At 32.3% G+C, this 26,392-nt stretch carries 26 protein-coding genes; 18 read left to right on the forward strand and 8 right to left on the reverse strand.

Annotated elements, in window-relative coordinates; genetic code table 11:
- Positions 1-6: 6 nt before the first annotated feature.
- From Q4Q47_RS09515 to Q4Q47_RS09535, 5 genes are all read right to left on the reverse strand, one after another.
- Positions 7-462 carry a hypothetical protein gene (locus Q4Q47_RS09515; RefSeq protein ID WP_303306420.1) on the reverse strand — a complete coding sequence of 152 codons (456 nt, stop codon included), beginning with the start codon at positions 460-462 and terminating at the stop codon, positions 7-9.
- A 130-nt stretch (positions 463-592) separates the two neighbouring features.
- The gene (locus Q4Q47_RS09520) at positions 593-1,186 is read right to left on the reverse strand and encodes a hypothetical protein (RefSeq protein WP_303306421.1); all 594 of its coding nucleotides are present in this window, start codon (positions 1,184-1,186) and stop codon (positions 593-595) included.
- 289 nt (positions 1,187-1,475) lie between these two features.
- Complete coding sequence (locus Q4Q47_RS09525; RefSeq protein WP_303306422.1) at positions 1,476-2,609, reverse strand: ATP-binding protein; 1,134 nt, start codon at positions 2,607-2,609, stop codon at positions 1,476-1,478.
- A 41-nt stretch (positions 2,610-2,650) separates the two neighbouring features.
- On the reverse strand, positions 2,651-3,040 hold the full coding sequence (locus tag Q4Q47_RS09530) for a four helix bundle protein (RefSeq protein WP_303306423.1): 390 nt from the start codon (positions 3,038-3,040) through the stop codon (positions 2,651-2,653).
- Between the two features lie 59 nt (positions 3,041-3,099).
- Positions 3,100-3,852 carry an SDR family NAD(P)-dependent oxidoreductase gene (locus Q4Q47_RS09535; RefSeq protein ID WP_303306424.1) on the reverse strand — a complete coding sequence of 251 codons (753 nt, stop codon included), beginning with the start codon at positions 3,850-3,852 and terminating at the stop codon, positions 3,100-3,102.
- 227 nt (positions 3,853-4,079) lie between these two features.
- On the opposite strand from Q4Q47_RS09535, the gene Q4Q47_RS09540 reads away from it, so the two are divergent.
- The 15 genes from Q4Q47_RS09540 (at position 4,080) to Q4Q47_RS09610 (ending at position 20,436) form a co-directional block, all read left to right on the forward strand.
- Complete coding sequence (locus tag Q4Q47_RS09540; protein WP_303306425.1) at positions 4,080-5,198, forward strand: DUF4382 domain-containing protein; 1,119 nt, start codon at positions 4,080-4,082, stop codon at positions 5,196-5,198.
- A 194-nt stretch (positions 5,199-5,392) separates the two neighbouring features.
- Positions 5,393-6,394, forward strand: coding sequence for an AAA family ATPase (locus Q4Q47_RS09545; RefSeq protein WP_303306426.1), 1,002 nt, complete (start codon positions 5,393-5,395; stop codon positions 6,392-6,394).
- A gap of 114 nt (positions 6,395-6,508) precedes the next feature.
- Positions 6,509-7,375, forward strand: a complete 867-nt coding sequence (locus tag Q4Q47_RS09550) for a DUF58 domain-containing protein (RefSeq protein WP_303306427.1) — start codon at positions 6,509-6,511, stop codon at positions 7,373-7,375.
- Positions 7,376-7,389: 14 nt separating this feature from the next.
- The gene (locus Q4Q47_RS09555) at positions 7,390-9,051 is read left to right on the forward strand and encodes a hypothetical protein (RefSeq protein ID WP_303306428.1); all 1,662 of its coding nucleotides are present in this window, start codon (positions 7,390-7,392) and stop codon (positions 9,049-9,051) included.
- A complete protein-coding gene (locus tag Q4Q47_RS09560) occupies positions 9,051-10,055 on the forward strand; it encodes a VWA domain-containing protein (RefSeq protein WP_303306429.1) in 1,005 nt (334 codons plus the stop codon). The genes Q4Q47_RS09555 and Q4Q47_RS09560 overlap by 1 nt, the downstream gene beginning before the upstream one ends.
- Positions 10,056-10,151: 96 nt before the next feature.
- Positions 10,152-11,189, forward strand: a complete 1,038-nt coding sequence (locus Q4Q47_RS09565; RefSeq protein ID WP_303306430.1) for a vWA domain-containing protein — start codon at positions 10,152-10,154, stop codon at positions 11,187-11,189.
- Between the two features lie 95 nt (positions 11,190-11,284).
- Positions 11,285-12,124, forward strand: a complete 840-nt coding sequence (locus tag Q4Q47_RS09570) for a tetratricopeptide repeat protein (protein ID WP_303306432.1) — start codon at positions 11,285-11,287, stop codon at positions 12,122-12,124.
- Between the two features lie 54 nt (positions 12,125-12,178).
- Positions 12,179-12,556, forward strand: coding sequence for a four helix bundle protein (locus tag Q4Q47_RS09575; RefSeq protein ID WP_303306433.1), 378 nt, complete (start codon positions 12,179-12,181; stop codon positions 12,554-12,556).
- A 19-nt stretch (positions 12,557-12,575) separates the two neighbouring features.
- Complete coding sequence (locus Q4Q47_RS09580; RefSeq protein WP_303306434.1) at positions 12,576-14,351, forward strand: BatD family protein; 1,776 nt, start codon at positions 12,576-12,578, stop codon at positions 14,349-14,351.
- A 1-nt stretch (position 14,352) separates the two neighbouring features.
- Positions 14,353-15,111, forward strand: coding sequence for an SH3 domain-containing protein (locus Q4Q47_RS09585; RefSeq protein ID WP_303306435.1), 759 nt, complete (start codon positions 14,353-14,355; stop codon positions 15,109-15,111).
- Positions 15,112-15,166: 55 nt separating this feature from the next.
- The gene (locus Q4Q47_RS09590) at positions 15,167-15,469 is read left to right on the forward strand and encodes a hypothetical protein (protein WP_303306436.1); all 303 of its coding nucleotides are present in this window, start codon (positions 15,167-15,169) and stop codon (positions 15,467-15,469) included.
- Between the two features lie 101 nt (positions 15,470-15,570).
- Positions 15,571-17,151, forward strand: a complete 1,581-nt coding sequence (locus Q4Q47_RS09595) for a SulP family inorganic anion transporter (protein ID WP_303306437.1) — start codon at positions 15,571-15,573, stop codon at positions 17,149-17,151.
- Between the two features lie 26 nt (positions 17,152-17,177).
- Positions 17,178-17,807 carry a carbonic anhydrase family protein gene (locus Q4Q47_RS09600; RefSeq protein WP_303306438.1) on the forward strand — a complete coding sequence of 210 codons (630 nt, stop codon included), beginning with the start codon at positions 17,178-17,180 and terminating at the stop codon, positions 17,805-17,807.
- Positions 17,808-17,833: 26 nt separating this feature from the next.
- Positions 17,834-18,502: a DUF2490 domain-containing protein gene (locus tag Q4Q47_RS09605; RefSeq protein ID WP_303306439.1), complete on the forward strand. Its 669-nt coding sequence runs from the start codon at positions 17,834-17,836 to the stop codon at positions 18,500-18,502.
- A gap of 77 nt (positions 18,503-18,579) precedes the next feature.
- A complete protein-coding gene (locus tag Q4Q47_RS09610; protein WP_303306440.1) occupies positions 18,580-20,436 on the forward strand; it encodes a SulP family inorganic anion transporter in 1,857 nt (618 codons plus the stop codon).
- Between the two features lie 299 nt (positions 20,437-20,735).
- On the opposite strand, the gene Q4Q47_RS09615 is transcribed toward Q4Q47_RS09610, so the two are convergent.
- The gene (locus Q4Q47_RS09615) at positions 20,736-21,362 is read right to left on the reverse strand and encodes an HmuY family protein (protein WP_303306441.1); all 627 of its coding nucleotides are present in this window, start codon (positions 21,360-21,362) and stop codon (positions 20,736-20,738) included.
- 10 nt (positions 21,363-21,372) lie between these two features.
- Complete coding sequence (locus Q4Q47_RS09620; RefSeq protein ID WP_303306442.1) at positions 21,373-23,457, reverse strand: TonB-dependent receptor plug domain-containing protein; 2,085 nt, start codon at positions 23,455-23,457, stop codon at positions 21,373-21,375.
- Positions 23,458-23,717: 260 nt separating this feature from the next.
- Between Q4Q47_RS09620 and Q4Q47_RS09625 the strand changes: the two genes are divergently transcribed.
- Positions 23,718-24,074: a hypothetical protein gene (locus Q4Q47_RS09625; protein ID WP_303306443.1), complete on the forward strand. Its 357-nt coding sequence runs from the start codon at positions 23,718-23,720 to the stop codon at positions 24,072-24,074.
- Between the two features lie 2 nt (positions 24,075-24,076).
- Here Q4Q47_RS09625 and Q4Q47_RS09630 read toward each other — a convergent pair whose 3' ends face one another.
- The gene (locus Q4Q47_RS09630; RefSeq protein WP_303306444.1) at positions 24,077-24,595 is read right to left on the reverse strand and encodes a CvpA family protein; all 519 of its coding nucleotides are present in this window, start codon (positions 24,593-24,595) and stop codon (positions 24,077-24,079) included.
- A 270-nt stretch (positions 24,596-24,865) separates the two neighbouring features.
- Between Q4Q47_RS09630 and Q4Q47_RS09635 the strand changes: the two genes are divergently transcribed.
- Both Q4Q47_RS09635 and pheS read left to right on the forward strand, forming a co-directional pair.
- Entirely contained in the window at positions 24,866-25,222 is a 357-nt protein-coding gene (locus Q4Q47_RS09635) for a hypothetical protein (RefSeq protein WP_303306445.1), read from the forward strand.
- A gap of 145 nt (positions 25,223-25,367) precedes the next feature.
- Complete coding sequence (pheS, locus tag Q4Q47_RS09640) at positions 25,368-26,387, forward strand: phenylalanine--tRNA ligase subunit alpha (protein ID WP_303306446.1); 1,020 nt, start codon at positions 25,368-25,370, stop codon at positions 26,385-26,387.
- The last annotated feature ends 5 nt before the right edge of the window (positions 26,388-26,392 follow it).

The following is a 26,392-nucleotide window of genomic DNA, read 5'->3' on the forward strand; positions in this document are numbered from 1 at the left end:
AGTATTTTATTTTTCAGCCTTAATTGAAGAAAGAACAGGTACTTCTAATTCTTCGTTTCCGAACTTAAATACAGTCATTAATTTAATTGTATTCCACCCTTCTTTGGTTGGGGTATATTCGTATTCAAATTCATTGGTTGACAGACCCTCAAAAATCAATTCGCGGTTATTATTTTCCATGAGTTTATAAACATCATATTTTGGTAAACTCTCAAGATAATTAAAAAGGAATTTTACTTTAGCTTTTTCATTAACTGTATGTGTTTCCTTAAATGTCTGTATTATTATATTTGATTTATATACTTTGTCTTTTTTTGATTTTGAAATTGAGTCTTTCAATTCTGAATACTTAGTTTCAAGTAAACTTATTCGGTTTTTTAATTCAACAGTTTCATCCTTTTTACACGATAAAAAAATAAAAGGAATGATTGCTAAAATCAGATGTTTATTTAGTCTTTTCATATTGTTGGCAACGTTTATGTATATGAAATGTTGCGTGTTTGTGTGCGAGGATTTCCCGAAGGAAAATCAGAAGTTAGTAAACAAAGCAACTCTTAAAAATAGCAATTTTTTGATACGTTATTACCTGTAGTTATTTTTTCTCAATTAATTCGGTATAACGAATCGGAAAAATATGTTTTAATTCATTCCATTTTAGATTATCAATTTGTTCAGTAGAATGGATTAATTCCTCCAAAGTTTTATTGAATGTTCTCGTTGAAAATTCATTCCTTACTTCATTAAATGACAGATAAATTTTGTTCCGAATCTCGCTATATGTTTTATATTTTAATTCTTGATTAAATCTAGCCATAATCATAAGGTTTTTATTCATTACAACATTTCCAGAATATTCAAACTCTTTTTCAGTCGTAATCGGCATTTTGTTATTTTCAGGGTTTGGGATTATATATTTTTTAAGTTCAGATACTATTAAACTGTCTTCTATGACATTCCCCTCAACTTTAATTTGTCCATTTTTATCAACGTCAATAAGAACTATATTTCTTTCTTTAATAATTAATTGTTCGGATTTCTTTCTTGTGTTTTTTAGATAATTATCAAATCCGTAATCTACTTCGACAACTTTATAATCAGTTTCTAAAATCGCCTCAAGTTCTTCTTTACAAGAAATGATTGTTAAAGTCAGAATAAGCAATAATATTTTCAGCGTATTTTTTGTCATAATTACAGGTAATTATTGAATAAACGCAATATTCAGTTTATTCCTCTAAAGCGGGTAGGTAAACATAATAAAGTTACGTTTATTTTTATATATGAATCAAATATAAGAAAATACCGTTTTCTATTGGAAACGGTATTTTTGTTTTAAAAAGCAAATAAAAAAACCTTGCCTCAACACCGAATTTTTCGGGAGAAACAAGGTTAAATCTAAAAAGATTAATAGCATTGCAAAAATGCTATTTTTTTATGCTGCTAATATTAAGAAACGGTTAAGTTTATTAACAAAGTAATTAACTGTATTTAACCTTTCTTAAAATGCGCAGAGATTCTTTGTAAAGATTATATAGCTCTTCACTATGGGTTTTTAAATAAGGTTTTGCTTCATTAAGTTTGTTTATGGCTTCCTGAAATGAATTAAAGAAACATATAAGATAGGTCCCAGGTAAATTTTTTAAATCCACCTCTTCGCCTTTTGTAAGTGCAAGTCCTTTTTTGAGTTTTTCTAAAATAACATTATTAGTATTATAAATATGATGCAATACTTTTTTGTCAAATTGAGGTGGTTCAAATAATAATGTTGTTTCAATGGTATAGCTTGCATTGTTTTCGAAACGAATGGTTGTTTTTTCTAACGGATAATATTTATTAGTATTTTGAAGCCCAAGATCTACATATTCGATGATTTTAAAGCTCTCATCATCAAATGAAATGGAGACTTCATCTAAGGCAGAAAAAAATAAACGTACCTGCTCATTAATGAGTTCAATATCTACTCTAGAATAAAAAAGGTCGTCTTTCACCATTTTTTTTTGACCTGCCCAACATACTACAAAATATTCTTTAAAAACCTTGTACTGCGCGTTATAGTCTTTACGGGTATTCATAAAGTCGAAAACACCATCAAGTGTATGTTCTATATTGTTTTGTGCGTTGTTCTCAATGGCTTCAACAATTTCAGAATTAACATCTTTTATTTCAATATCAAAAACTTTGGGCATACTCATGCTGCCATCTCTAAAAAACACAGAGCCTCCATAATATTTCCAGATGTTCTTTCGAAGGGATGTTATTTTACCAGTAGGTCTTATGGTTACTAAACCAACCACTTTATCATCAGGGAGGTGCGGAAATGGAATATTTTCATATTGTACTATGGGTGGATGACTTAAGTATGCATTGATGAGGTTTTGTATTTTGCTGTCATCAAAAAAATCGACACCGATAATATTATTGTCCTCATCTTCAACACCAATAACGATATAAGAGTTGTTCTTTGGGTTGCTGTTAGAGAGCGCGCAAACATGCTTTAAAAACTTGGCTTTACCTTCTTTATGACTGATATCTATTTTTCGCTTTTTATCATAGAAACTGTTCTCATCATTATGAGCTAAGAGGTGTTTTATGAGTAGGCGTTTGTTAATCATGTCAATATTGTCTATTTTTTATTATTATTTTCTATTCTCACTCAATCGAATTTAGATCCTTTTCGGTTTGAAGATTTCAAATAATTAATAAATTTTGATAGTTGATTAATAAGTTCTTCAGCTTGAGTATTTAATTTTTGATATGTGCCCTTATCGATGTGTTTTCTCCTGTAACATCTCAACAATTGTGATTTACTCTCAGAACAAGAACCTCTAGAGAAACCAAGAAACATTATAAACTCTTTATTACCACCTCTGCCAAAACCTTCAGCAATATTATCCATTATAGAGCCTGAAGATCCATTTAATTGTTCTCTTAATTTATAATCATTACTTAAGCTCGTATTTATAATGATATTCCATACGTCATCACAAAAAATGGTAGATTGTTTGTAAACCTCTAAACCTTCAAATGAATTGTAATGTGCCATTGGATTTGAATAAGAAATAAATAATTATAATAAACAATGCTCAACAATAGTAAAGAAAACTAGTTAGTTTTCTTTACTATTGTTGAGTTAGCCTGCGCCGTTGGAAACACCAATAAATCAGCAATATTTACATGAGGAGGCCGCGAAATCACAAAGTAAATAATTTCTGCAATGTCTTTAGCTTGTAAAGCTTTAAAACCGTTGTAAACAGAACCTGCAATTTTATCACCTTTAAAACGCACTTGGGAGAATTCGGTTTCCACAAACCCAGGATTTACAGCTCCTACTTTTATTCCAAATGGATTCAAATCTATGCGCATCCCTTCTGTAATAGCTAAAACGGCATGCTTACTAGCGCAGTAAACATTTCCTTTTGGATAAACCTCTTTGCCTGCCGATGAACCTATATTAATAATATGTCCGGATTGGCGGGTTGTCATTTGTGGAATAACAGCTTTACTTACATATAATAAGCCCTTTACATTAATATCCATCATAGCGTCCCAGTCATCAATATTTCCTTCATTTATGGTGTCTAGACCATGTGCATTACCAGCATTGTTGATTAAAATGTCAATGTTCTTAAAAGCATCCGGGAGTGATTCGATGGCTTCAAGCGTTTTTGCTTTATCGCGTACATCAAAGTTTAAAATATGAACATTAGTCAATCGGTTTAATGCCTTTTGGATGGTATTTAGACGTTCCAAACGTCTTCCACACAATATTAAATTAATACCATGTTTTGCAAATTCATAAGCAGTGGCTTCGCCAATGCCGCTAGTTGCTCCTGTAATTAGGGCTGTTTTTTTCATCTTTTCAACATAATTAAAAGACATCTTATCAGACCTTTTGCAGGTTATATGTCTTTTTTAGCAATTCACGTATAAAAATACTTAAAACAGGTTTAATATCGTATTATTGACTTTAAATTATTATTAAACTCTGACTATGAGTTTGTTGCGGGTGATTAAGAATAGCAGTTTTAAGTTGTATTTAAATTCATGGTGATAGACCGTAGCTTTAAAATATAGAATATTATATGAGAATCATAAATAAGCTAAAATCAGCCATCCTTTTTTTGATAATTATATCTCTTTTTGGATGTAATAAATCAGAATCAGAGAATTCAAATAATACAAGTTTATTGGCGCCAACTATTACTATTAAATTGGTAGATGAGTCTGGAGACTTTGAAGAAGTAAATGTTGAAGTTGTTGATGTTATGATTAAAATGGATGACAACAGCGACGATGAAAATGGGTGGATATCACTTAATTCAAATCAAAAAATTATAAACTTACTTGACCTTACCGGAGGCGTTCATGAAGTTTTAGTAGATAAATTTCCTATCCCAACCGGAACCTTAAAACAGATAAGATTGGTATTGGGAGACAATAATACCATAGTTATTAAGAATGATTTGGATGTGGGAGATACACATGATTTAAAAACACCAAGTGCACAACAATCTGGTTTAAAATTAAAAGTAGATACCCTAATAGAAGAAGGCTTTACTTATGATTTTGTTATAGATTTTGATGTTGATAAATCTGTTATAATTGCAGGAAAATCAGGAAATATTAATTTAAGGCCAGTAATGAGGGTGACGACAGAAGTAAGTTCTGGAATTATAGAAGGGTCTGTGTCTCCTTCTGATGAACCAGCAAAAGTATCTGTTATAGATACTAAAGGAACACCCGAAACTGAAGATGACGAAGTGATATCGGCTTATACTAATTATACAGGGCATTTTGCGCTTTGGGGCGTTCCTACCGGAACGTATGAGGTTGTTGTAACACCCGTAGATTCAAACTCTAAGTATAAAGTAACTACTATTCCAGATATAGAAGTGGTTAATGGAGAAATTACAGTTATTGAGCCTGCGATAGAATTAGCATTGAAAGTAGGGGCTATTACTGGTAAAATACTTAATGAAAATGTTGTAGTGACGGTTTCTATAATAGTAGATGGTGTTGAGGAGAAAGCAGATACAAATCAAGAAGGTGTATTTCTTCTTGAAAACGTTCCAATAGGTGTGTATAAGATTACATTAACACCCGCAGACGGATCTGGGTTAGCGGTAACAGAATTAAATAATGAAGAAGTGAAAGAAGATGAAACTAACGATTTAGGAGACATAACTTTGCCAGATGCGTAAATAATTTTTTTGTTCTAAAGAAATTTAAACATTAAGAGTAGCTTCTTTTGAAGCTGCTTTTTTCATTTTAACCAATTATTAACTGGGGTTATGGAATATTTTAACCAATCCTTAACAGGGATAAAAGAAAAATTTTAACAATTTGCATGCCTCAAATAAGCTTATTATATTCGGGCTTTAAAAAAATAAAGAAGATGCAAGAAACAGGTACAATTGATATTAAGACAATTAACGAGAAAATTGAAAAAGAAAGTGCTTTTGTTGATTTACTGATGCTGGAAATGAATAAAGTAATAGTAGGCCAAAAACATATGGTTGAACGATTACTTATTGGACTGTTAGGTCGAGGACATATTCTACTTGAAGGTGTTCCGGGATTGGCAAAAACATTAGCAATAAACACTTTAGCACAAGCGGTAGATGGGAGTTTTAGTAGAATACAATTTACTCCCGATTTATTACCTGCCGATGTAACAGGGACATTGATCTACAATATGAAGGTTAATGATTTCTCAATAAAGAAGGGCCCTATATTCGCTAATTTTGTATTAGCAGATGAGATTAATAGAGCACCTGCTAAAGTACAATCGGCTTTGCTTGAAGCAATGCAAGAAAAGCAAGTAACTATTGGAGACGAGACGTTTGTATTAGATAAGCCCTTTTTAGTTATGGCCACACAAAATCCGGTAGAGCAAGAAGGTACATACCCGTTGCCAGAAGCTCAGGTTGACCGTTTTATGTTAAAAACGGTTATTGACTATCCAAAGATTGATGAAGAACAAATGATCATGAGAGCCAACTTGAAAGGCGCGTGGGATAAAGTAAATCCTGTAGTGTCTGTAGCTCAAATATTAAAAGCTCAAGAGGTGGTTCGTGAAGTGTACATGGATGAGAAAATTGAAAAATACATTTTGGATATCATATTCGCAACACGCTATCCAGAGAAATATAAACTTGCAGATTTAAAACCTCTCATTTCTTTTGGAGCATCACCGCGTGGAAGTATCAATTTAGCAACCGCAGCTAAATGCTATGCCTTTATTAAACGACGTGGTTATGTCATCCCAGAAGATGTTCGAGCTGTTGTTTACGATGTATTAAGGCATAGAATAGGTATTACCTATGAGGCTGAGGCTGAAAATGTAACTTCCGAGGACATCATAAACAAAATTGTAAACGAAATAGAAGTACCTTAAAAGCCCCTAAATCCCCAAAGGGGACTTTTAGGAAGAGGTAAAATGGGCTACAATGTTTACTAAAATCAAAAATAGAACGAAAAATCAGAAGTCCCCTTTGGGGATTTAGGGGCTATGGATACTAAAGAATTACTAAAAAAAGTACGAAAAATTGAGATTAAGACACGTCGTTTGTCTGATCATATATTTGGAGGCGAATACCATTCAACCTTCAAAGGACGTGGTATGACTTTTAGTGAAGTACGCCAATATCAATTTGGTGACGATGTTCGAAATATAGATTGGAACGTAACGGCACGTTATAGTGAGCCTTTTGTTAAAGTTTTTGAAGAAGAACGTGAGCTTACCATGATGCTTATGGTAGATATCTCAGGTTCAGAGTTGTTTGGGACAGAGCAACAGTTTAAAAACGAGGTTGTTACAGAAATAGCAGCTACATTGGCTTTTTCGGCAACTCAAAATAATGATAAAATAGGCCTCATCTTATTTTCCGATAAGGTAGAGCTTTATATTCCACCTAAAAAAGGACGTTCTCATGTACTTCGCATTATTCGGGAACTCATAGAATTTAAACCGGAAAGTAAACAAACAAATTTGGCAGAAGCGTTGAAGTTTATGCAAAACGTGATGAAGAAAAAAGCCATCGTATTTGTACTATCCGATTTTATTGCAGATGATTACCATCAAACAATGAAAATTGTTTCGGGTAAACATGATGTTACAGGAATACGGGTTTACGATAAGCATGAAGAAAGCATACCAAATTTAGGCATGGTACAGATGGAAGATGAAGAAACTGGGGAATTGATGTTAGTGAATACGTCATCAAAAAAAGTAAGACTTAATTATGGTAAATTTTATCATGAAAAAGTAGCTTATTATAAAGAGAGCTTTACAAAATCTGGAGCAGGTGCGATTGATTGTCGTGTTGATGAAAGTTATGTAAAAAAGCTTCTGGGGTATTTTAAAAGAAGAGGATAAACGATTTTAGATTTATGAATTACGAATTACGATTTTTGAGCAAAATAGCTTCCGTCTTCCGTCTTCGGTCTTCGGTCATAGTTTCTTTATTCTTTTTTCTAAGCTCTTCTATCTCATTAGCTCAAGTTACTTCAGCAATCGATTCCACATCTATCAAAATAGGGGAACAAATTACATACCATATTCAAGTAGAAACAGATACAACGAGCTTAGTTGTTTTTCCAGAGGGACAAACATTTTCGCCTTTAGAAATGATTGAGTCCTATAAGGTTGATACTTTAAAAAATAACGATAAGTACAATCTTATTAAAAAATACGGATTAACACAATTTGATTCAGGCGCCTATACGATTCCAAGGCAAAAAATAATTATTGGTGATAAAACTTTTTTCACCGATTCTCTAAAAGTTGAGGTTAATAATATAGTAGTAGACACTACAAAACAAGGGTTATATGATATTAAACCTATTATTGAAGTAAATAAATCACCAAGTAATTGGTGGAAATATGTGTTACTTACGCTTTTAATAATTGGTATTATAGCATTCTTGTTGTTTTGGTTTATATGGAGAAAGAAACCATTAACAGAGGAAGAACAAATTGCTTTACTTCCACCATACGATAGAGCTAAATTAGCCCTTAAAAACTTAGATGAAAGTCACTATTTAGAACATTCAGAATTAAAAGAATACTATTCAGAATTAACAGGGATCATCAGAAAGTATCTAGATGAAAAGGTATATGACCATTCTTTAGAAAGTACTACTGATGAACTTATTAGTAGACTGCGATTACTTAAAGAAGGTAACCAAATTGACCTAAGTCAGGAGACGATTAAAAACATTGAAAGTATTTTAAAACGAGCCGATTTAGTGAAATTTGCAAAGTCAGCACCAGATACGATATTAGCTGAATTAGATAGAGATACGATTGATAGTGAAATTGACCATGTAAAAGAAGTGCTGCCGGAACCAACAGAAGAAGAGAAACTTTTAGATGAAAAATACAGAGAAGAGTTAGAGCGTAAAAAGACCCGAAAGAAAATTATTATAACGGTGGCAATAAGCCTGTTTTTGTTAATAGCTACTATTGTAGGCTTTTCAATAAAATATGGTTTCAATTACGTGAAAGATACCATTATTGGCCACGATAGTATAGAGCTTTTGGAGGGTGATTGGGTAACCAGTGCATACGGATTTCCGCCTGTAACCATTTCAACACCAAAAGTGTTAAAAAGAATGGATGCTGGTTTGCCAGAAGAATTAGCGCAACAGATTGATGTTACGATGTTTGGCTATGGTAGTTTAATTGATAAATTTAATGTTGTAGTCGCTACTTCTAAGTATAAAAATTTAGGCGAAAATAAAATAGATTTAGAACAATCTATAGATGGGAATTTTAAAACGCTTGAAGCAGCAGGAGCTCAAAACATCATAACAAAAAAGGAGAAGTTTGTTACTCCAAATGGTGCCGAAGGATTAAAAGTTTATGGTACTTTGGAAATGCCAGTACCAAACTCAGAGAAGATTGAAAAAGGAAAGTATGTTATCCTGGCATTTACATCGGAAAATGTGGTACAGCAGATCTTACTTTTTTGGAGGGAAAGCGATGTTTATGCAGATCAAATTGTTGAGCGAATTTTAAATTCAATAGAACTTAAAAAAGCAGAAGAATAATGTTTGAGGGAATCGAATTTTTAAATAAAGAATTTTTCTGGTTGTTATTAGCGCTACCATTAGCGATACTATGGTATATTTTTAAGCACAAAAAACAAACAGCAGAACTTAAAATATCAAGTTTAAAGGGTTTTAAGATTACTAATTCCTGGTTACCCAAATTGAAACACTTATTATTTGTTTTTCGTTTGGTAGCACTGGCTTTATTAATTACAGCATTAGCAAGACCTCAAACAGTAGATGTCTCAACAAAAACAAAAACGACAAGAGGGATAGACATTGTTATGGCCATAGATGTTTCTGCAAGTATGTTAGCTAAAGATTTATCTCCAAATAGATTAGAAGCGTTAAAAAAAGTAGCGGCAGAATTTATTAAAGGCAGACCAAATGATAGAATCGGTTTGGTAGAATATGCTGGAGAAAGTTACACAAAAACACCAATAACAAGTGATAAGGCCATCGTAATACGCTCTTTAAAGAGTATAAAATATAATAATATTATTGAGGGCGGAACGGCTATAGGTATGGGCTTAGCAACATCGGTAAACCGATTAAAAGATAGTAAAGCAACCAGTAAAGTGATTATTTTATTGACTGATGGTGTTAACAATTCTGGGTTTATAGATCCTAAAATTGCTAGTGAATTGGCGGTTGAATATGATATAAAAACTTATACAATTGGTTTGGGAACTAACGGTATGGCATTATCTCCAATTGGGATCCTGTCTAATGGCGCTTTTCAGTATGGACGTATTCAGGTAGAGATTGATGAAGAATTATTAAAAGAAATAGCTCATGTTACAGGGGGTAAATATTTTAGAGCTACCAATAATAGAAAATTAGAAGAAATTTATGATGAAATTAATAAACTGGAAAAAACAGAAATAGAGGAATTTAAGTTTTATAATTACGAAGAGAAGTATCGATTTTTAGTATTATTAGCAGGGTTATTACTTCTTATAGAATTGCTGTTGCGTTTTACCGTTTTTAGAAGTTTTGTCTAAAAGAGTAGAGTAAAGAGAATAGAATATAGAAAAAAGATTTTTTAGAGTAAGCAAAGTCCCCTTTGGGGATTTAGGGGCTAAAACAAATAAACAACAATGTATCAATTAGAAGAGAAAATATGGTTTTGGGCTTTAGGTATTATTCCAGTAATAATCCTGTTCTTTTTGGTGCTTCAATTTTGGAGATATAAAGCACAAAGTAAATTTGCCGATAAGAAATCGCTTAAAAAATTAAGCCCAAATACATCTGTATTTAAATCTATTTTAAAAATAGGTGTTTTAAGCTTAGCTTTCGCTTGTTTAGCAATAGCCTTAGTAAATCCAAAAATAGGTACAAAATTAGAAACTGTTAAACGAGAAGGAGTTGATATTGTTTTTGCTGTCGATGTATCTAAAAGTATGTTGGCAGAAGATATTGCTCCAAATAGATTAGAAAAGTCGAAACAACTCGTTACTCAAATTATCAATAATTTGGCGAGTGATCGTATAGGAATTATAGCATACGCTGGAAAAGCATTTCCGCAATTACCCATAACAACAGATTATGCTTCGGCTAAAATGTTTTTGCAAAGTATGAATACGGATATGTTGTCATCGCAAGGAACTGCTATAAACGAAGCTATAAAATTGGCAAAAACCTATTTTGATGATGAAGAACAAACCAACCGTGTATTAGTTATTATTTCGGATGGAGAAGACCATAGTGAAGAAGCAGCTGCTATAGCAGAGGAAGCTAATGAAGAAGGTATTCGAATATTTACTATAGGTGTGGGTGATGTAAAAGGAGGACCCATCCCAGAAAAAAGAAATGGGATTGTCTTAAATTACAAAAAGGATAATCAAGGAGAAACTGTTATAACGCGCTTAAACGAAGAAACTCTAATTGCTATTGCAGAGGAGGCCAACGGTGCTTATATAAATGGAAAAAACACTAATGATGTCGTAGAGAATATTCGTGAAATTTTAAATAGCATGGATAAAACAGAATTTGAAGCCAAACAGTTTGCCGATTTTAAAGATCAATTTCAATGGTTTTTAGGCTTTGGGATTTTCTTTTTGCTTTTAGACGTTTTCCTATTGGAGCGTAAAACAGCTTGGTTAAAAAAGTTGAATTTATTTAATGAAAACCTTTAATGTCTGTTAAAGTGAAAGTATAACGATTAGATTTAAACTTTTATAAATTTTTTAACGAACAAAAAAATAAGGTTTTATATCTTAGAAATAAAAAAATGAGACATTTAGTATTAATTCTATTAACATGCATGGTTTCCATATCTTTTGCTCAAGAAGATAAGGAGCAAAGGTTAGCGCTTAAAAAAGCTAATAACTATGTTTTTGAAGCAAATAGTTTAATAAATGAAGACGATTTTGTTTCTGGAGAAATGGCTTATAGACAAGCCATTTCTAAGCAACCTAATACGGTGGCTGGGATTTACAATTTAGGAAATGCCTATTATAAAAAAGGCAATTTTGAAGAAGCGCTTTATCGTCATGAGCAGGCAGCAAAAGCAACCACTTCAAAAGCAGAAAAGCATAAGGCGTATCATAACATCGGCAATATTTTAATGCAGAATAAAAAATGCAAAGAAGCTGTTGAAGCTTTTAAAAATGCTTTAAGAAATGATCCTACAGATGATGAAACGCGCTACAATTTGGGTTTAGCAAAGGTTTGTGCAGAAGAACAAAAGGATCAGGAAGACGAAAATAAAGACGATAAAAACAAGGACGAGAATAAGGAAGATCAAGATAAGAAAGAGAACGAAGACAAAAAGGATAAAGAAGGCGACGACAAAGAGGACGAAAAGGACAAAGGTGATCAGGAGAAAAAAGAAGGAGAGGATGAAAAAGATGATAAAGGAAAGCCTAAAGATGAAAAAGAAGATAAAGGTAAAGGAGAAGATGATAAGAAGAAAGAACAGCAAAAGCCTAAACCACAACCTGGACAAATGTCACCACAGCAAATAAAGAATTTACTGGAGGCCATGAATAATCAAGAACAAAAGGTTCAGGAAAAAATGAATGCAGTAAAAGAAAAAGGTGCAAAAGTAAAAACTGAAAAAGACTGGTAAAACTGAAGAAATTTGATTAACGATTAATGAGTTTTGAATTAAGAATAAGCATTAATGAAAACAAATGACCTAGAAGAAAGAATCATTGATTTTACAGTTTTTATAATTAATATAATAGAAGATGTAAAAAATAATTATGCGGGTAATTATTATGGAAATCAATTAATAAGATCTTCAGGTTCTCCAGCTCTCAATTATGGGGAAGCTAGAAGTGCTGAATCGCATAAAGATTTTGTTCATAAAATGGGAATATGTTTAAAAGAACTTAGAGAATCATATAATTGTTTAAGAATAATAAATAAAGCTAACTTATTTAAAGGAAATCAAATTAAAATGAACAAGGCTTTAGACGAAAACAACCAATTAATATCTATTTTCGTTACTAGTATTAAAACATCGAAAAGCAATAATTCAAATATCAAAAATCGCTAATCGTTGTTCGTTAATCATTATGAAACTTATTAAACACATATCAATATTATTATTAATACTTACAACGAGTATTATTTCTGCACAGGTTAAATTTGAAGCAAAAGCAAGTAAACAAAAGCTAGGCATTAATGAACGTTTACGTATCGATTTTGAAATGAATAAAGATGGAGATAACTTTGATCCTCCAAATTTTTCAAATTTTACAGTCGTAGGCGGTCCAAATCAATCTGTAAGCAATTCTTGGGTTAATGGTGTGAGAACTTATAAGAAGACCTATAGTTATTTTTTAGCACCAAAAAAGCGTGGTAATTTCACGATTAAACAAGCCACCATTACTATTAAAGGCGAAACTTATAAGACATTACCCTTAAAAATTCAAGTTACTGCGGCTGTAGACAAGCCAAAAGACCCAAATGATGCCAGTTATATTGCTTCGGAGAATATTCATTTAGTAGCAGAAGTTTCAAAAACGAACCCGTATTTAAACGAGGCCATTACAGTGGTTTATAAACTCTATGTATCACCTTCCATTGCAGTTGATAATTGGAATGAGATTGATAGTCCAAGATATAATGACTTTTGGAGTCAGAACATAAATACGCACGGGCAAAAGGTTCAAAATGGTACTTATAATGGTAAAGATTATCGTTTTTTGATTTTGCGAAAAGCAGTATTGTATCCTCAAAAAACAGGTAAACTAAATATTGAGCCATTAAGTTTAGATATCGCTTTGCGGGTGCCTTCTAATAGGCGAGATATTTTTGGAAGCCTATTAATGACACGTGTTAATAAAACGGTGTCTGCGGGAAATAAAAAAATTCAAGTTAAACCTTTGCCGGAGGCAGGTAAACCAGTAGATTTTGCAGGAGCTGTTGGCGATTTCAAGCTTGATGTCGTAACTTCTAAAAAAGAATTAGATGCCTCTGAATCATTTCAAATAAAAGTAGGGGTTAGAGGTAATGGGAATTTAAAACTTTTTAAACTACCAAAAATTTCATTACCAAGTTCTTTAGAAGTTTATGAGCCAGAGCATAAAGAAGAAGTAAAAACAAATCTATCAGGAATGAGAGGGCATATTTCAGATAGTTATACTGTTGTGCCACAATACAAAGGTAAATATCCAATACCTAGTATTTCTTTTTCATATTTCGATTTAAAAACAGAAAGTTATAAACGGTTATCGTCCGACGAAATTGTTATTGATGTTTTAAATGGACCTACAAATAATGCCAGTGGAACTTCGGATGGGAATACTACAAATAATGCTAAACAACGTGTTGTTTTAAATAACGATCAATTTGCTTTTATTAAAACTAAGACCAATTTTATTAGTACTAAATCAACTTATTTCTTTAAAACAAATTTGTTTTGGAACTTATTGTTATTGCCCTTTTTAGCAATTCCTTTAGCGATCATTGTCCGCAAGAAAAAAGCAAGTAGAGATGCTGATGTATATGGAAATAGAATTAGAAAAGCAGATAAACTGGCAAAGAAATATTTAAGTAATGCTAAAAAATCACTTGGTAAAAAAGAAGCTTTTTATATAGCTTTAGAAAAAGCATTACATAACTATTTAAAAGCAAGATTACATATAGAAACGAACGATTTAAGTAAAGATAAGATCAATAGTTTACTAAAAGAAAAACAAGTAGATGATGGAGCAATAAAAGATTTTATTGCTATTGTAGAAAATTGTGAATTGGCAAGATATACACCAATAGATATTGTGACTATGCAAGAAGATTATGATAAGGCGGCAAAAACAATTTCTTTAATAGATAAACAAGCACGTTAACATGAAAAAAGTTTTTTACATCGTATCGTTTTTGTTAAGCTTAACCGCTTTTTCTCAAAACCAAACATTATTTGGAAAAGCCAATGCATTGTATAATGAAGGTAAATATGCGGAAGCGATAGATAATTATAACGCTATTTTAGATACAGAAAACCATTCGGCCGATTTGTATTTTAATTTGGCAAATGCCCATTATAAATTAAACAATATCGCACCAAGCGTCTATTTTTATGAAAAGGCATTACAATTGGCTCCTAATGATGAAGATATTAAGAACAATTTGTCATTTGCTCAAAACATGACCATTGATGCTATAGATGTTATTCCTGAAGCTGGATTATCAAAACTCTTAAAAAATATTACCAATGCCATGAGTTTTGATAATTGGGCAAGAACAGCCATAGGTTTGGTGTTTTGTTTTGTTGTTTTATTTCTCATTTATTATTTCGCTTATTCAACATGGAGTAAACGCTTAACATTTATGGGGAGTTTAATATCATTAGCTTTATTGTGTCTATCACTTGCATTTGCATTTCATAAGTACAATTTAGATAGAAAAGATAACCCGGCTATCGTGTTTGTACAAGAAAGCAAAGTAAAAAGTGATCCTAACTCCAGAAGTGAAGAATCCTTTAGGTTGCATGAAGGTACTAAAGTACAAGTATTGGAATCATATAACGATTGGAAAAAAATTAAACTTTCCGATGGTAAAATGGGGTGGGTAAGTTCAGAAGATATTAAATTGTTGAATAATATTTAATGTTTCTTTAACAAAAAAATAGCATATCTTTGCTTTTCATTAATTTTTTAACGGAATGTCTAGAAATATAGTTTCTATATGCTTATCAATATTTTTTATGTTGCTTTTAACAACACCGACTATTGTTAGCCTTGTAGACGATTCTGTTGATGTTTCTTTCCTTTTTGATTCATCTGAAGAAGAAGAAAAAAAGGGCAATAAAAAAGATAAAAATACAGAAGTTTTATTTTTTGAGTTCAACGAAAATGAAGTTGATCTAGCTTCAAAAAAAATAAAAAATAATTTACGCTATTACTTCAAAAACTACTCTAAGCCTCATTTAAACATTATTTCTCCTCCACCAGACTTACACATATAATAATTTAGGTTTGTAGGCTTTTTAAAGCCGTCTCTCACATTATCGAATTAATCACTCTTTGATTTTTGTCAAGGAGTAAAAATATATTTGTAATTATAATTATGTTTAAAACTATTAAGAATGACTTACCAGCGAGTATAGTCGTATTTTTTGTTGCATTACCATTATGTCTAGGTATTGCATTAGCAAGTGGAGCCCCATTATTCTCAGGGCTAATTGCTGGTATTATTGGAGGTACTATTGTTGGAGCTTTAAGTGGCTCAAAAATTGGAGTTAGTGGACCAGCTGCAGGATTAGCAGCTATTGTTTTAGCTGCGATAACTACTTTAGGAAGTTTTGAAAACTTTTTAGTAGCTGTCGTATTAGGAGGTATTATTCAATTACTCTTTGGCGTTTTAAAAGCAGGTATTATTGGGTACTATTTCCCATCTTCTGTAATTAAAGGCATGCTAACTGGTATTGGAATTATTATTATCCTAAAACAAATACCACATTTTTTTGGCTATGATGCCAATCCAGAAGGAGACTTGTTTTTCTTTAAAGTAGACAGTAAAGGAACTTTTTCAGAATTAATAAATACCATTAACCATATAAAATTAGGATCTACTTTAGTTGGTATAATTGGATTAGCCATTTTATTACTTTGGGATAAAGTACTATCTAAAAAAGGTAAAATATTTCAATTAATACAAGGACCTCTTGTGGCTGTTGTTGTTGGGGTTATTTACTATGTTGCAACACAATCAAGTGATCTTTTGGCAATATCACCGTCACATTTGGTGAGCGTTCCTGTTCCCGAAGATGCTTCATCCTTTTTCGGACAATTTAGTTTTCCAAATTTTGGAGCTATTACAAACCCAGATGTTTGGATTGTTGCATTTACAATTGCTTTAGTAGCCAGTTTAGAAACTTTACTATGCGTAGAGGCTACCGATAAGTTAGATCCAAACAAAAATGTTACACCTACAAATAGAGAGTTATTAGCTCAAGGGGTTGGTAACATTATATCAGGAATGATTGGAGGTTTGCCAATAACGCAAGTAATTGTTCGTAGTTCGGCAAATATTCAATCTGGAGGTTTGTCAAGAATGTCGGCAATTATTCATGGATTTTTATTAATAATTTCTGTGATTTTAATTCCTAAGTTGTTGAATATGATTCCGTTATCTGTTTTGGCTGCGATACTATTAATTGTTGGCTATAAGTTAGCAAAACCTAAACTATTTAAAAGCATGTATGATTTAGGGTGGAAACAGTCTATTCCATTCACGATGACTGTTTTGGGTATTGTATTCATAGATCTTTTAAGCGGTCTGGCTTTAGGTTTAATTGTAGGGATTGTAGTTATTTTGATAAAAAGTTATCAAAACTCGCACTTTTTACATAAAGAGGGAGAAGATGTTGATGATGGAAAGGTAAAAATGACATTAGCCGAGGAAGTAACTTTCTTTAATAAAGGCGCTATTTTAAAAGAATTGGATAGAATTCCAGAAAATTCACTTTTAGAATTAGATGTTAGAAAAACGAGATACTTAGATAACGATATTATTGAAATTCTTGATGATTTCGCTTTTAAAGCGAAAGAAAGACATATTACTATTAAGTTAGTTTCAGAACGTGGAACCGTTGAAAATCCACCTAGTTATATTGAATTTTTTAAATTAAGACCCAAATCAGCATAATTTAGTAATTAAAAAGCAATAAAGAAATGAAAGCACATACAAAAGAAACACAAGCAGCAATAACGCCTCAGAGCGCACTAAAATATTTGAAAGAAGGAAATCAAAGGTTTCTAAATAACAAAAAAGCAGATAGAAATTTACTAGAACAGGTAAACGATACAAGCAGTGGGCAATTTCCATTTGCAACTATTTTAAGTTGTATAGATTCCAGAGTGTCTTCCGAATTAATTTTTGATCAAGGTATAGGCGATATTTTTAGCGCAAGAATAGCTGGGAACTTTGTAAATGAAGATATTTTAGGAAGTATGGAATTTGCTTGTAAATTGGCTGGAACCAAAATCATAGTTGTATTAGGTCATACTAGCTGTGGTGCTGTAAAAGGAGCTTGTGACAATGCTAAAATGGGTAATTTAACGAAGCTTATTGAAAAAATTACACCAGCAGTAAATGCCGTTTCAGAACCTACAGATTCAAGTTTAAGAAATTCTAAAAATTTAGAGTTTGTGGATAATGTTTCAAAGAAAAATGTCGAGTTAACTATTGAAAGAATTATGAAAGAAAGTGATGTTTTAGCAGACATGCAGAATAATGGCGAGATTATGATTGTTGGAGCTATGTACGATATTCATTCAGGAGTTGTATCCTTCTATGAGTAATAGGCTTGAAGATGTACAGCAATAATATGAAAAGAAAAGTAAGTATGGTAGCATTAATCATGGCATTAATGCTACCCATACTTATGCAAAGTCAAGACAGTAATTTTGGTAATTGGTTAATATATATCGGTAATAAAAAACTTGATCAGAAGTGGAATATACACAATGAGGTTCAATACAGAAATTATAATGCTATTGGAGATCTTGAACAACTACTTCTAAGAACAGGTTTAGGCTATACATTTAATGAAGGTAAGAATAATGTGTTGTTAGGTTATGGGTATATACTTTCTGAAAATTATATAGGAAATACTGATGATAAAGTATCTATTAATGAACATAGAATTTTTCAGCAATTTACCTCCAAGCAAAATATAGGAAGTGTAAAGTTGAATCACCGTTATCGGTTTGAGCAACGTTTTGTTGAAGACGATTTTAAATTGCGTTTTCGTTATTTTTTAGGGCTAAATATCCCTTTATGCAATAAAGAAAACCAAAGTAGTAAATATTATTTTTCCGCATACAATGAAATATTTTTAAACACTAAAACCTCTATTTTCGATAGAAATAGGGTTTATGGAGGCATTGGTTATAATATTAATAAAAATATAAGGCTCGAGGCTGGTTACATGAATCAATTTTTTGAAACCAGTAGTAGAGACCAATTTAATATTATCACATTTGTCACCTTTTAAGTATTAGAAGTAAAAAACAGCGATGTATTTTGCTTCATGAGTTTTGAGTTAAATTAGTAACCTATAAAAGAGATAATATGAAGAATCTATTTTCAAATATTAAAGGAGATGCCTTTGGTGGCATTACCGCAGGAATCGTAGCATTACCATTAGCGTTGGCCTTTGGTGTATCGTCAGGTTTAGGACCAAGTGCTGGACTATATGGAGCCATTTTTATTAGCTTTTTTGCTGCCCTTTTCGGTGGTACTAATACTCAAATATCAGGACCAACAGCACCAATGACTGCTGTGAGTATGGTAGTAATTGCGGGTATTATTGCTGTTAATGATGGTGATGTAAATAAAGCTTTACCTGCTATACTTCTGGTGTTTTTGTTGGCAGGTCTTATGCAAGTTGGCCTTGGGGTTTTAGGCTTAGGAAAATATATAAGATATATTCCTTACCCAGTAGTATCTGGTTTTATGACGGCTATTGGAGTTATTATTTTAATAACTCAAATTTTACCTTCTTTAGGATACTATCCTAAAGAAGATACAGAATTTGTAAATCAGTTCAAGCCACAAGCCGAAGAGGTAATTCTTGATAATATTTTGAAAGAGGAAGCAGGAGAAGGAATATTGGTGCTTGAAGATTTCAAAGAAACTATTGATCGAGCAGAGCATATTTCTCAAGATCAGATTTTAAAAGAATCGCAGACCTTAGCAGCCAAAGACGCGTCGGGGACTGTAGGAGCATTAAAGGTGTTGCCAAGAGCCTTAAGAAATATTAGTTGGTTAGAATTAATATTGGCATTAGGAACCATTATTATTATTTACGGGTTTAAACGGATAACAAAAGCAGTTCCAAGTACTTTAGTCGCTTTAATAGTTATGTCTGGTATTGCAGTTGGTTTTGGGTTAGATTATAGACCTATTGAAACAATACCTGATGGATTACCTCAATTACGATTGGATATTTTTACTGGGTTCCAATTGGGTTCAATTACACCTTATTTTTTCACGGCTCTTACCTTAGCCCTTTTAGGTGCCATTGATTCTTTGTTAACCAGTGTGGTGGCAGATAATATGACAAAAACAAAGCATAAACCCAATAAAGAATTGGTAGGTCAAGGCATTGGTAATAGTGTAGCGGCACTCTTTGGAGGTATTCCTGGAGCCGGAGCTACCATTCGTACAGTTGTAAATATTAATTCAGGAGGGAAAACCAAATTATCAGGTATGATAGCAGGCGTGTTATTATTGGTAATATTATTGGGTCTTAGTGGTGTAGCATCGAAAATTCCAGCTGCTGTTTTAGCAGGTATTTTAATAACCGTTGGGATTGGTGTTATGGATTATAAAGGTTTAAAGGCCATTCCAAGTTTACCAAGAGATGTTAATGTAGGGCCATTTAAATTAAGCTCAGAAGTTTTAATTATGCTTGTCGTACTTATTTTATCGACTTTTTGGGATTTAATTTATGCTGTAGGGATTGGGCTTGTGATCGCCTCATTATCATTTATGAAAAAAATTGGAGATCTTACAGCTGAGCGCTCGGATGTGAAGACACTTAAAGAAGAAGCTTGGGCAGATGAAGTAGGTTTCCCAGATAGTTTAAAAGAAGAGGTCTTTATAAAGCACCTTAAAGGACCTTTGTTTTTTGGATCGACAAGTGATTTTCAGCAACTTACAGCCCAAATTCCCGATACTGCAAAAACTGTAGTTATAAGATTAGGACGTATGCAATATATGGATCAATCTGGACTATATGCTATGGAAGATATGTTACAAGAATTAAGTAAAAAAGACATAGAAGTGCTATTTGTGGGCTTATTAAGACAACCAAAATATATGATGGAACGAATTGATATTATACCAGACTTTATTCCGAGAGATCATATATTTGAGCGCTTTGACGAATGTATGAATTGGATTAAAATAAACTTGCATGAATAAGTTAGGATGTATCATTTAGATTAATAAAAAACGCCGCTTTAAGCGGCATTTTTTATTAAATATATTTACTCATAAATAAAGGATTTTAAAACGAATCATTCTAAAACCAATATCATTTTTGCTTTAAAATTACTCAAATAAAATACAGTTATTTTTTATTTAGGCAAAAAACAAAAAGCGAGCATAGCCTTAGCTACGGTTAATTTTTGTTTTGAAGCATAAGCGAAAAAGAGCGAATTTTAGTGAGTAATTTTAAGGTAGGAATGATATAAGTCAAGCATACAAGGAATCTTTATCAATTAAAATGTAGTGACATTGGTATTTGGTTGATAAACATAATTAAATGTATAATAAGGGGTTGCATGGATAGTAATATCAGGGTTCGCGGGGGCATTTTCATAATAGCTTAAAATTTCAACCTTAGCATATTTTCCATCTCTTGTTTTAAATACTAATATTTTTCCGGGAATAGGAGTAATTAAATGTGTTGGTGGTCCCGCATAGGTATACCATCCATTTCCATTTCCAGTAGTAATGGCATAACCTGTATTAGAATCTTGTACAAATAATGAGCTGTCAACATCCGTAATAGATGCCATGGTTCCATTTGCAATATAAGCAGCGGCTTGCCCTGTTCTATTTGGCTCATCTGTTGTACCTAAAGACGCCCCACCGTTTACAATAATTGAAGTGCCCCTAAAAGCAATATCCCAATCCGTATCACTTGTAGTTGTTTTTCCTGTTGCAAAATTAAATTTTGTAAATGAACCAGAAATAGGACCTTGTCCTTGTCCTCCAGATTGAGGTGCATGTAAATTTGAAATGGTTTTGGAGGTTACTCCTAATACAGGAGTAGAATCGTCACTACTACAAGAAGTGAGTCCCATAAATAATGTTACTAATGTTAAGAATTTGATTGTTTTCATAGTATTTGTATTAAAATTGAATGTTAAGTTTTCCATATATAATGCGGCCAGCTATATTGCTGATATTTTGTGTGTCCTTAAAGTCGAATAGGTTATCAATTCCAAAACTTAATCCATAGTTTTTATAAAAGGTTTTATTTATAGCAAAATCAATAATAGAGTACCCATTAACAAAATCATCATACCTATCTAAATAGGTGTTTCCATTAGTATCAGATATCCCATATTTGCTTCGATAAGTTGCTCTAATATTGGTGTCTAAATGCCACTCAGGAATTTTATAAAAGACCTTTAAGTTGGCCATGTGCCTGGATCTATTGTACAACCCGAAATAATCATTTTTTTTTAGTTGAAAAGTCGGTGTGCTTGGATGCTCTCTGGCAAAAACACTTCCATTTTCAAAGGCTTTTTCTGCATCCGTATCTTTAGCAAATAGAAGCTGGTAACCTCCTGATATTTTAAGCTGATCTAAAGGCCGCCAAGTAGAATTAAACTCTAAACCTTGTGTATATACTTTATTGACGTTGTAGTAACTAAATACATTTTGACCATTAGTTTTATTGGCTATAACCCTAGTATCGATAAGGTCGTTAATGTTATTTCTGAAAAAATTTAAACCAAATTTTAAATTAGAAGATAAACCGTAATCAATTCCTAGATTAATACTAATAGAATTTTCCGGATTTAGTGTGCCTTCAAACTCGGAAATAGGAACCGTAACATTTGCTATTTGCCCTTGAGATTGTAATGCAGGTAGTGCTGTTGTAACCGCATTATACCCTAAAATAGTATAACCAACGGTTGTATTTGAAAAGTCGAAATATAATTGTCTAAAATCTGGGGCTTTAAAACCATAACCAATAGCACTCTTTAAAGTCAGTTTATCATTTAGCTCGTAGCGAATAGCCGCTTTTGGGCTAAATTGAGATTTGTATTTGTTATGGTTATCAAAACGAAGGCCTAAAATAATATTAAGTTTTTCACTAGGTGTAGCATCATACTGAAGATAGACGTAAGGAGAGTTAAATACTGGTTTTAAGGAAAAATAGGTTCTGTCTAATGATTCATGATTAAAGCCTAAGCCCCCGATAAAAGCGTCTTTATCATTTGGATTATAGGTTGCTCGAATTTCAGGACGAATTAATAATTGGTTGTAGTAACTATCACTAAATCGTGTACCGTCGGCATGGTCTAAATAATCTTTTGCTTTATATCGTGTGGCATAAAATTCAAAATAACTACGCCATTTTTTATTGTAAGTATGACTTAATTTTAAATGAGTGTTCCATTCATTTATATCACTTTCCCCTTTCAATTCGGTGGAAGCTATATAATCTTGATTTTGATTATAATATTTGCCTGAAATAAAAAGCTCAGTAGACTCAGAAAAGTCATAAGTAATCTTCGTATTTAACGTGTAATTGCCAAAAGGATTAACAGTATTTAGATCATCACTCTTGTCTAAATCGTAACCATCACTATGATATCTGTTAAAAAAAATGCTAACGCCTAATTTTTGCTTTTTATAATGAATCGTTGAACTTAAATCATGATTGCCAAAGGACCCTAACCTATAATTCACATGCCCTTTGAAACCGTTTTTAATGGTTTCGGTAATAATATTTATAACACCCCCTAAAGCGTCACTTCCGTAAAGGCTTGAAGAAGCACCTTTAACAATTTCAATTTGTTTGATGTTACCAACTGTAACTCTATTAAGGTCTAAAGTACCGGCAGACCGTCCAACAAGAGGTACACCATCTATAAGAATTAATGTGTATTGAGAATCTAAACCTTGCAGTTGTATACCCTCCCCACCTCCAAAATCTGGAACAGTAATTAATCCTGTTTGTTCATTCAAAATATCGTTTAAACGAATAGAATTGGATTGCTTTATTGCTTCTTTAGAGATGATTTGAGCTGGAAGAGGTAAGGATGATAACTGCCTTATGGTTCGTGTTGCTGTAACTATAACGTCATCTAAATGTTCTGTTTTTGTAGAGTCCTTTATAACAGTTTTAGTTTCTTGAGAAAATGAATAACTCACAAAAAAAAGAGAAAAATAAATACAGAAATGTTTTTTATTTAGAATCATTCTTAATTAAATTTGTCGCAAATATATAAGTTATTTTAATTTAGTCTAAATAAGAATAAATATTTTTTTAACTTTTTTTAATTACTAAAAACAAGTCGCTAAAAATGAGATGATTAGGATTTCAACCATTATTAATTTTAACATTTTGACGGTTGGAAATATTTGGGAGAAAAACATAGAGGCTAAAAAGTTATAAAATAGAGCGATTATTAACTAGTTTTTAAATTAATGCTCACCCTGTTTAACAACATTATTTTATCATGGAAGATATAAATACCATTTATTACAATAATTTCGGAATAGCTTTTCATTGGAAAAGATGTACCGTTAAGGATTTTAAGAAGATTCAATTAGTTTTTAGAGATACAGGCTTGTTACTAACACTTAATGAATTAGTGGAATTCTCTAAAAATATAGACCGGTCTTTAAATAGTAACTGCTCATGTAGAAACTGTATGGAGTATAAAGCTTGTAGATCTTTATTGGTCGAAACCCCAAATCCACAAATAACTTTCGCAATGAGTTATACAGAGATAAAGGAAATACAAGATTTAGTAAAAGGCACTTTGTTTCAAATGGGATTAAATAAAATACTTAACGATAATACCATTAAATAGATTTATGCTTCATCCTCGGTAGTATCATCATCTACATCACCTTCATTTAAAACATTTGGAAGAATCATTGGTACTAAAGATTTTACTGGTTTGTAGAATGCAGAGGCTTCTAAATCTTCTTCATCAGCAAATGGGATAGCACTATTCATTTTATCAAAAATAATTAAAATCACACTTAAGATCAATGCAATTTTAAGAGCTCCAAAGAGACCTCCAAGAAGCTTATTTATAATGCCAAGGGCAGCGAAATTTGCTAATTTGGTCAACGCTTTTCCAGCTAACGCAATAGTTAAAACAATTATTACAAAGGTTATAGCAAAAGCAACAATATTAATAGTGTTCGCATTCCAGTCTACTTTGCTTTCTAAAAAATCACCAGCAAAATTGCTAAAATGTATCGCTCCATAAACACCAGCAATTAAAGCAACTAAAGAGGCGACTTCAACAAAGAGGCCTTTCATAAAACCACGAATAAGACCGAATAAAATTAAAGCTCCTAAAACAATGTCTATAATACCCATAGTTAATCTAAAAATTATCCGAACCTTGGTGTCGGGGTTTTCTATTCACCTCTCCTTTAGAGAGGTCAGAATTGCCTTTTTTGGCAATTCTGGATGAGGTTAAATACAAAATTTCGATTTTTGACCTAAAAATCAAAATAAAACTTGCCAAATACCCCTATGGCTTGCCTCGGGGATGATCGGTTTCAAGAAATTTTTTATTTAGAATTTAAACAAAGATAAAATAATAGTCCCACTTAGGTTTATTAACTTTGTAACTTTGAATTTATTATGTCTAGAGACGAACAATTAAAAGAACGCTGGCAGTTGGTAGTAAAAAAACTATCCGATCAATTTGCTGATGGTGAGGCTTTAGACCTCGATGCCATTATTTATTTAATTGGAGTGCAAGAATTGGGGCAACTAGATAGAAGCTTTAAAAAAGATCAGAAGTTAGACCTCATGCACATTGCTATCTGTAAATTGCTTATACCATATGGGTATTATGAGCTGGATTTTGTAGATAATGATGGGTGGCCACACTATAAAACGCTAGAAGCCCTTCCCCATTTAAAAGCAGGTGAGCAAAGTGTTTTAATGAAAGAAGCCATCGTTAACTATTTTTTAGAAACCGAATACATTAATTAGTTTTTGGACGTTACTTTTTGAGAAAAACAAAAGGTCAGGCTTTTCACTATATCTTTTTACAAAAAAGTAAAAAGGATGCCATTGCAATCCTTAACGCAAATCCCGATAAATTGATTAAATTTGCATTCATTTTTGAAATGACGCCATGATAGATAAAATAAAAGAACTCATTGCTGAAGCTGAAACCTTTAAAACACAATCTAAAGAAGAAGTAGAAGCATTCCGTATAAAATATTTAGGTAAAAAAGGATTACTAAATGACTTTTTTGCTGAGTTTAAAAATGTAGCTAACGACCAGAAAAAGGAATTTGGTCAAACTATTAATAAACTTAAAAAAACAGCCGAAGATAAGGTAAACGCTTTAAAAGAAGAGCTAGAAAGTAAAGAAGAAGTCATAGGTGTTTACGGGGATTTATCACGTCCAGGAGAACCTATTCAAATTGGTGCGCGCCACCCTATTTCGATTGTGAAAAATCAAATTATCGATATCTTTTCTCGTATAGGTTTTAACGTTAGTGAAGGACCAGAAATAGAAGATGATTGGCATAATTTTACAGCCTTAAACTTGCCAGAGTATCATCCCGCACGCGATATGCAGGATACATTTTTTATTCAAACAAATCCAGATATCTTGTTGCGTACACACACCAGTTCTGTGCAAGTACGTTATATGGAAAATAACGCACCGCCAATACGTACTATTTCACCAGGTAGAGTATATAGAAATGAAGCCATTTCGGCACGATCACATTGTTTTTTCCATCAGGTGGAAGGTTTGTATATAGATAAAGATGTGAGTTTTGCTGATTTAAAACAAACACTTCAGCATTTTACAACCGAAATGTTTGGAAAATCTAAAATACGTCTACGCCCGTCGTACTTTCCATTTACAGAACCAAGTGCAGAAATAGATGTGTATTGGGGCTTAGAAACCGAAACCGATTACAAAATCACGAAAGGTACAGGTTGGTTAGAAATTGGAGGTTGTGGTATGGTAGACCCTAATGTTTTAGAAAACTGTAAAATAGACTCCACTGAATATTCAGGGTTTGCATTTGGAGTTGGTATAGACCGTATAGCGATGCTGTTACATCAAATTGGAGATATTCGTTTATTGAGTGAGAACGATGTTAGGTTTTTAGAGCAGTTTAAGAGTGCTTTGTAAAAAAG

It is taken from the genome of Flavivirga spongiicola (genome assembly GCF_030540825.1).
Taxonomy (GTDB): Bacteria; Bacteroidota; Bacteroidia; order Flavobacteriales; family Flavobacteriaceae; genus Flavivirga; species Flavivirga spongiicola.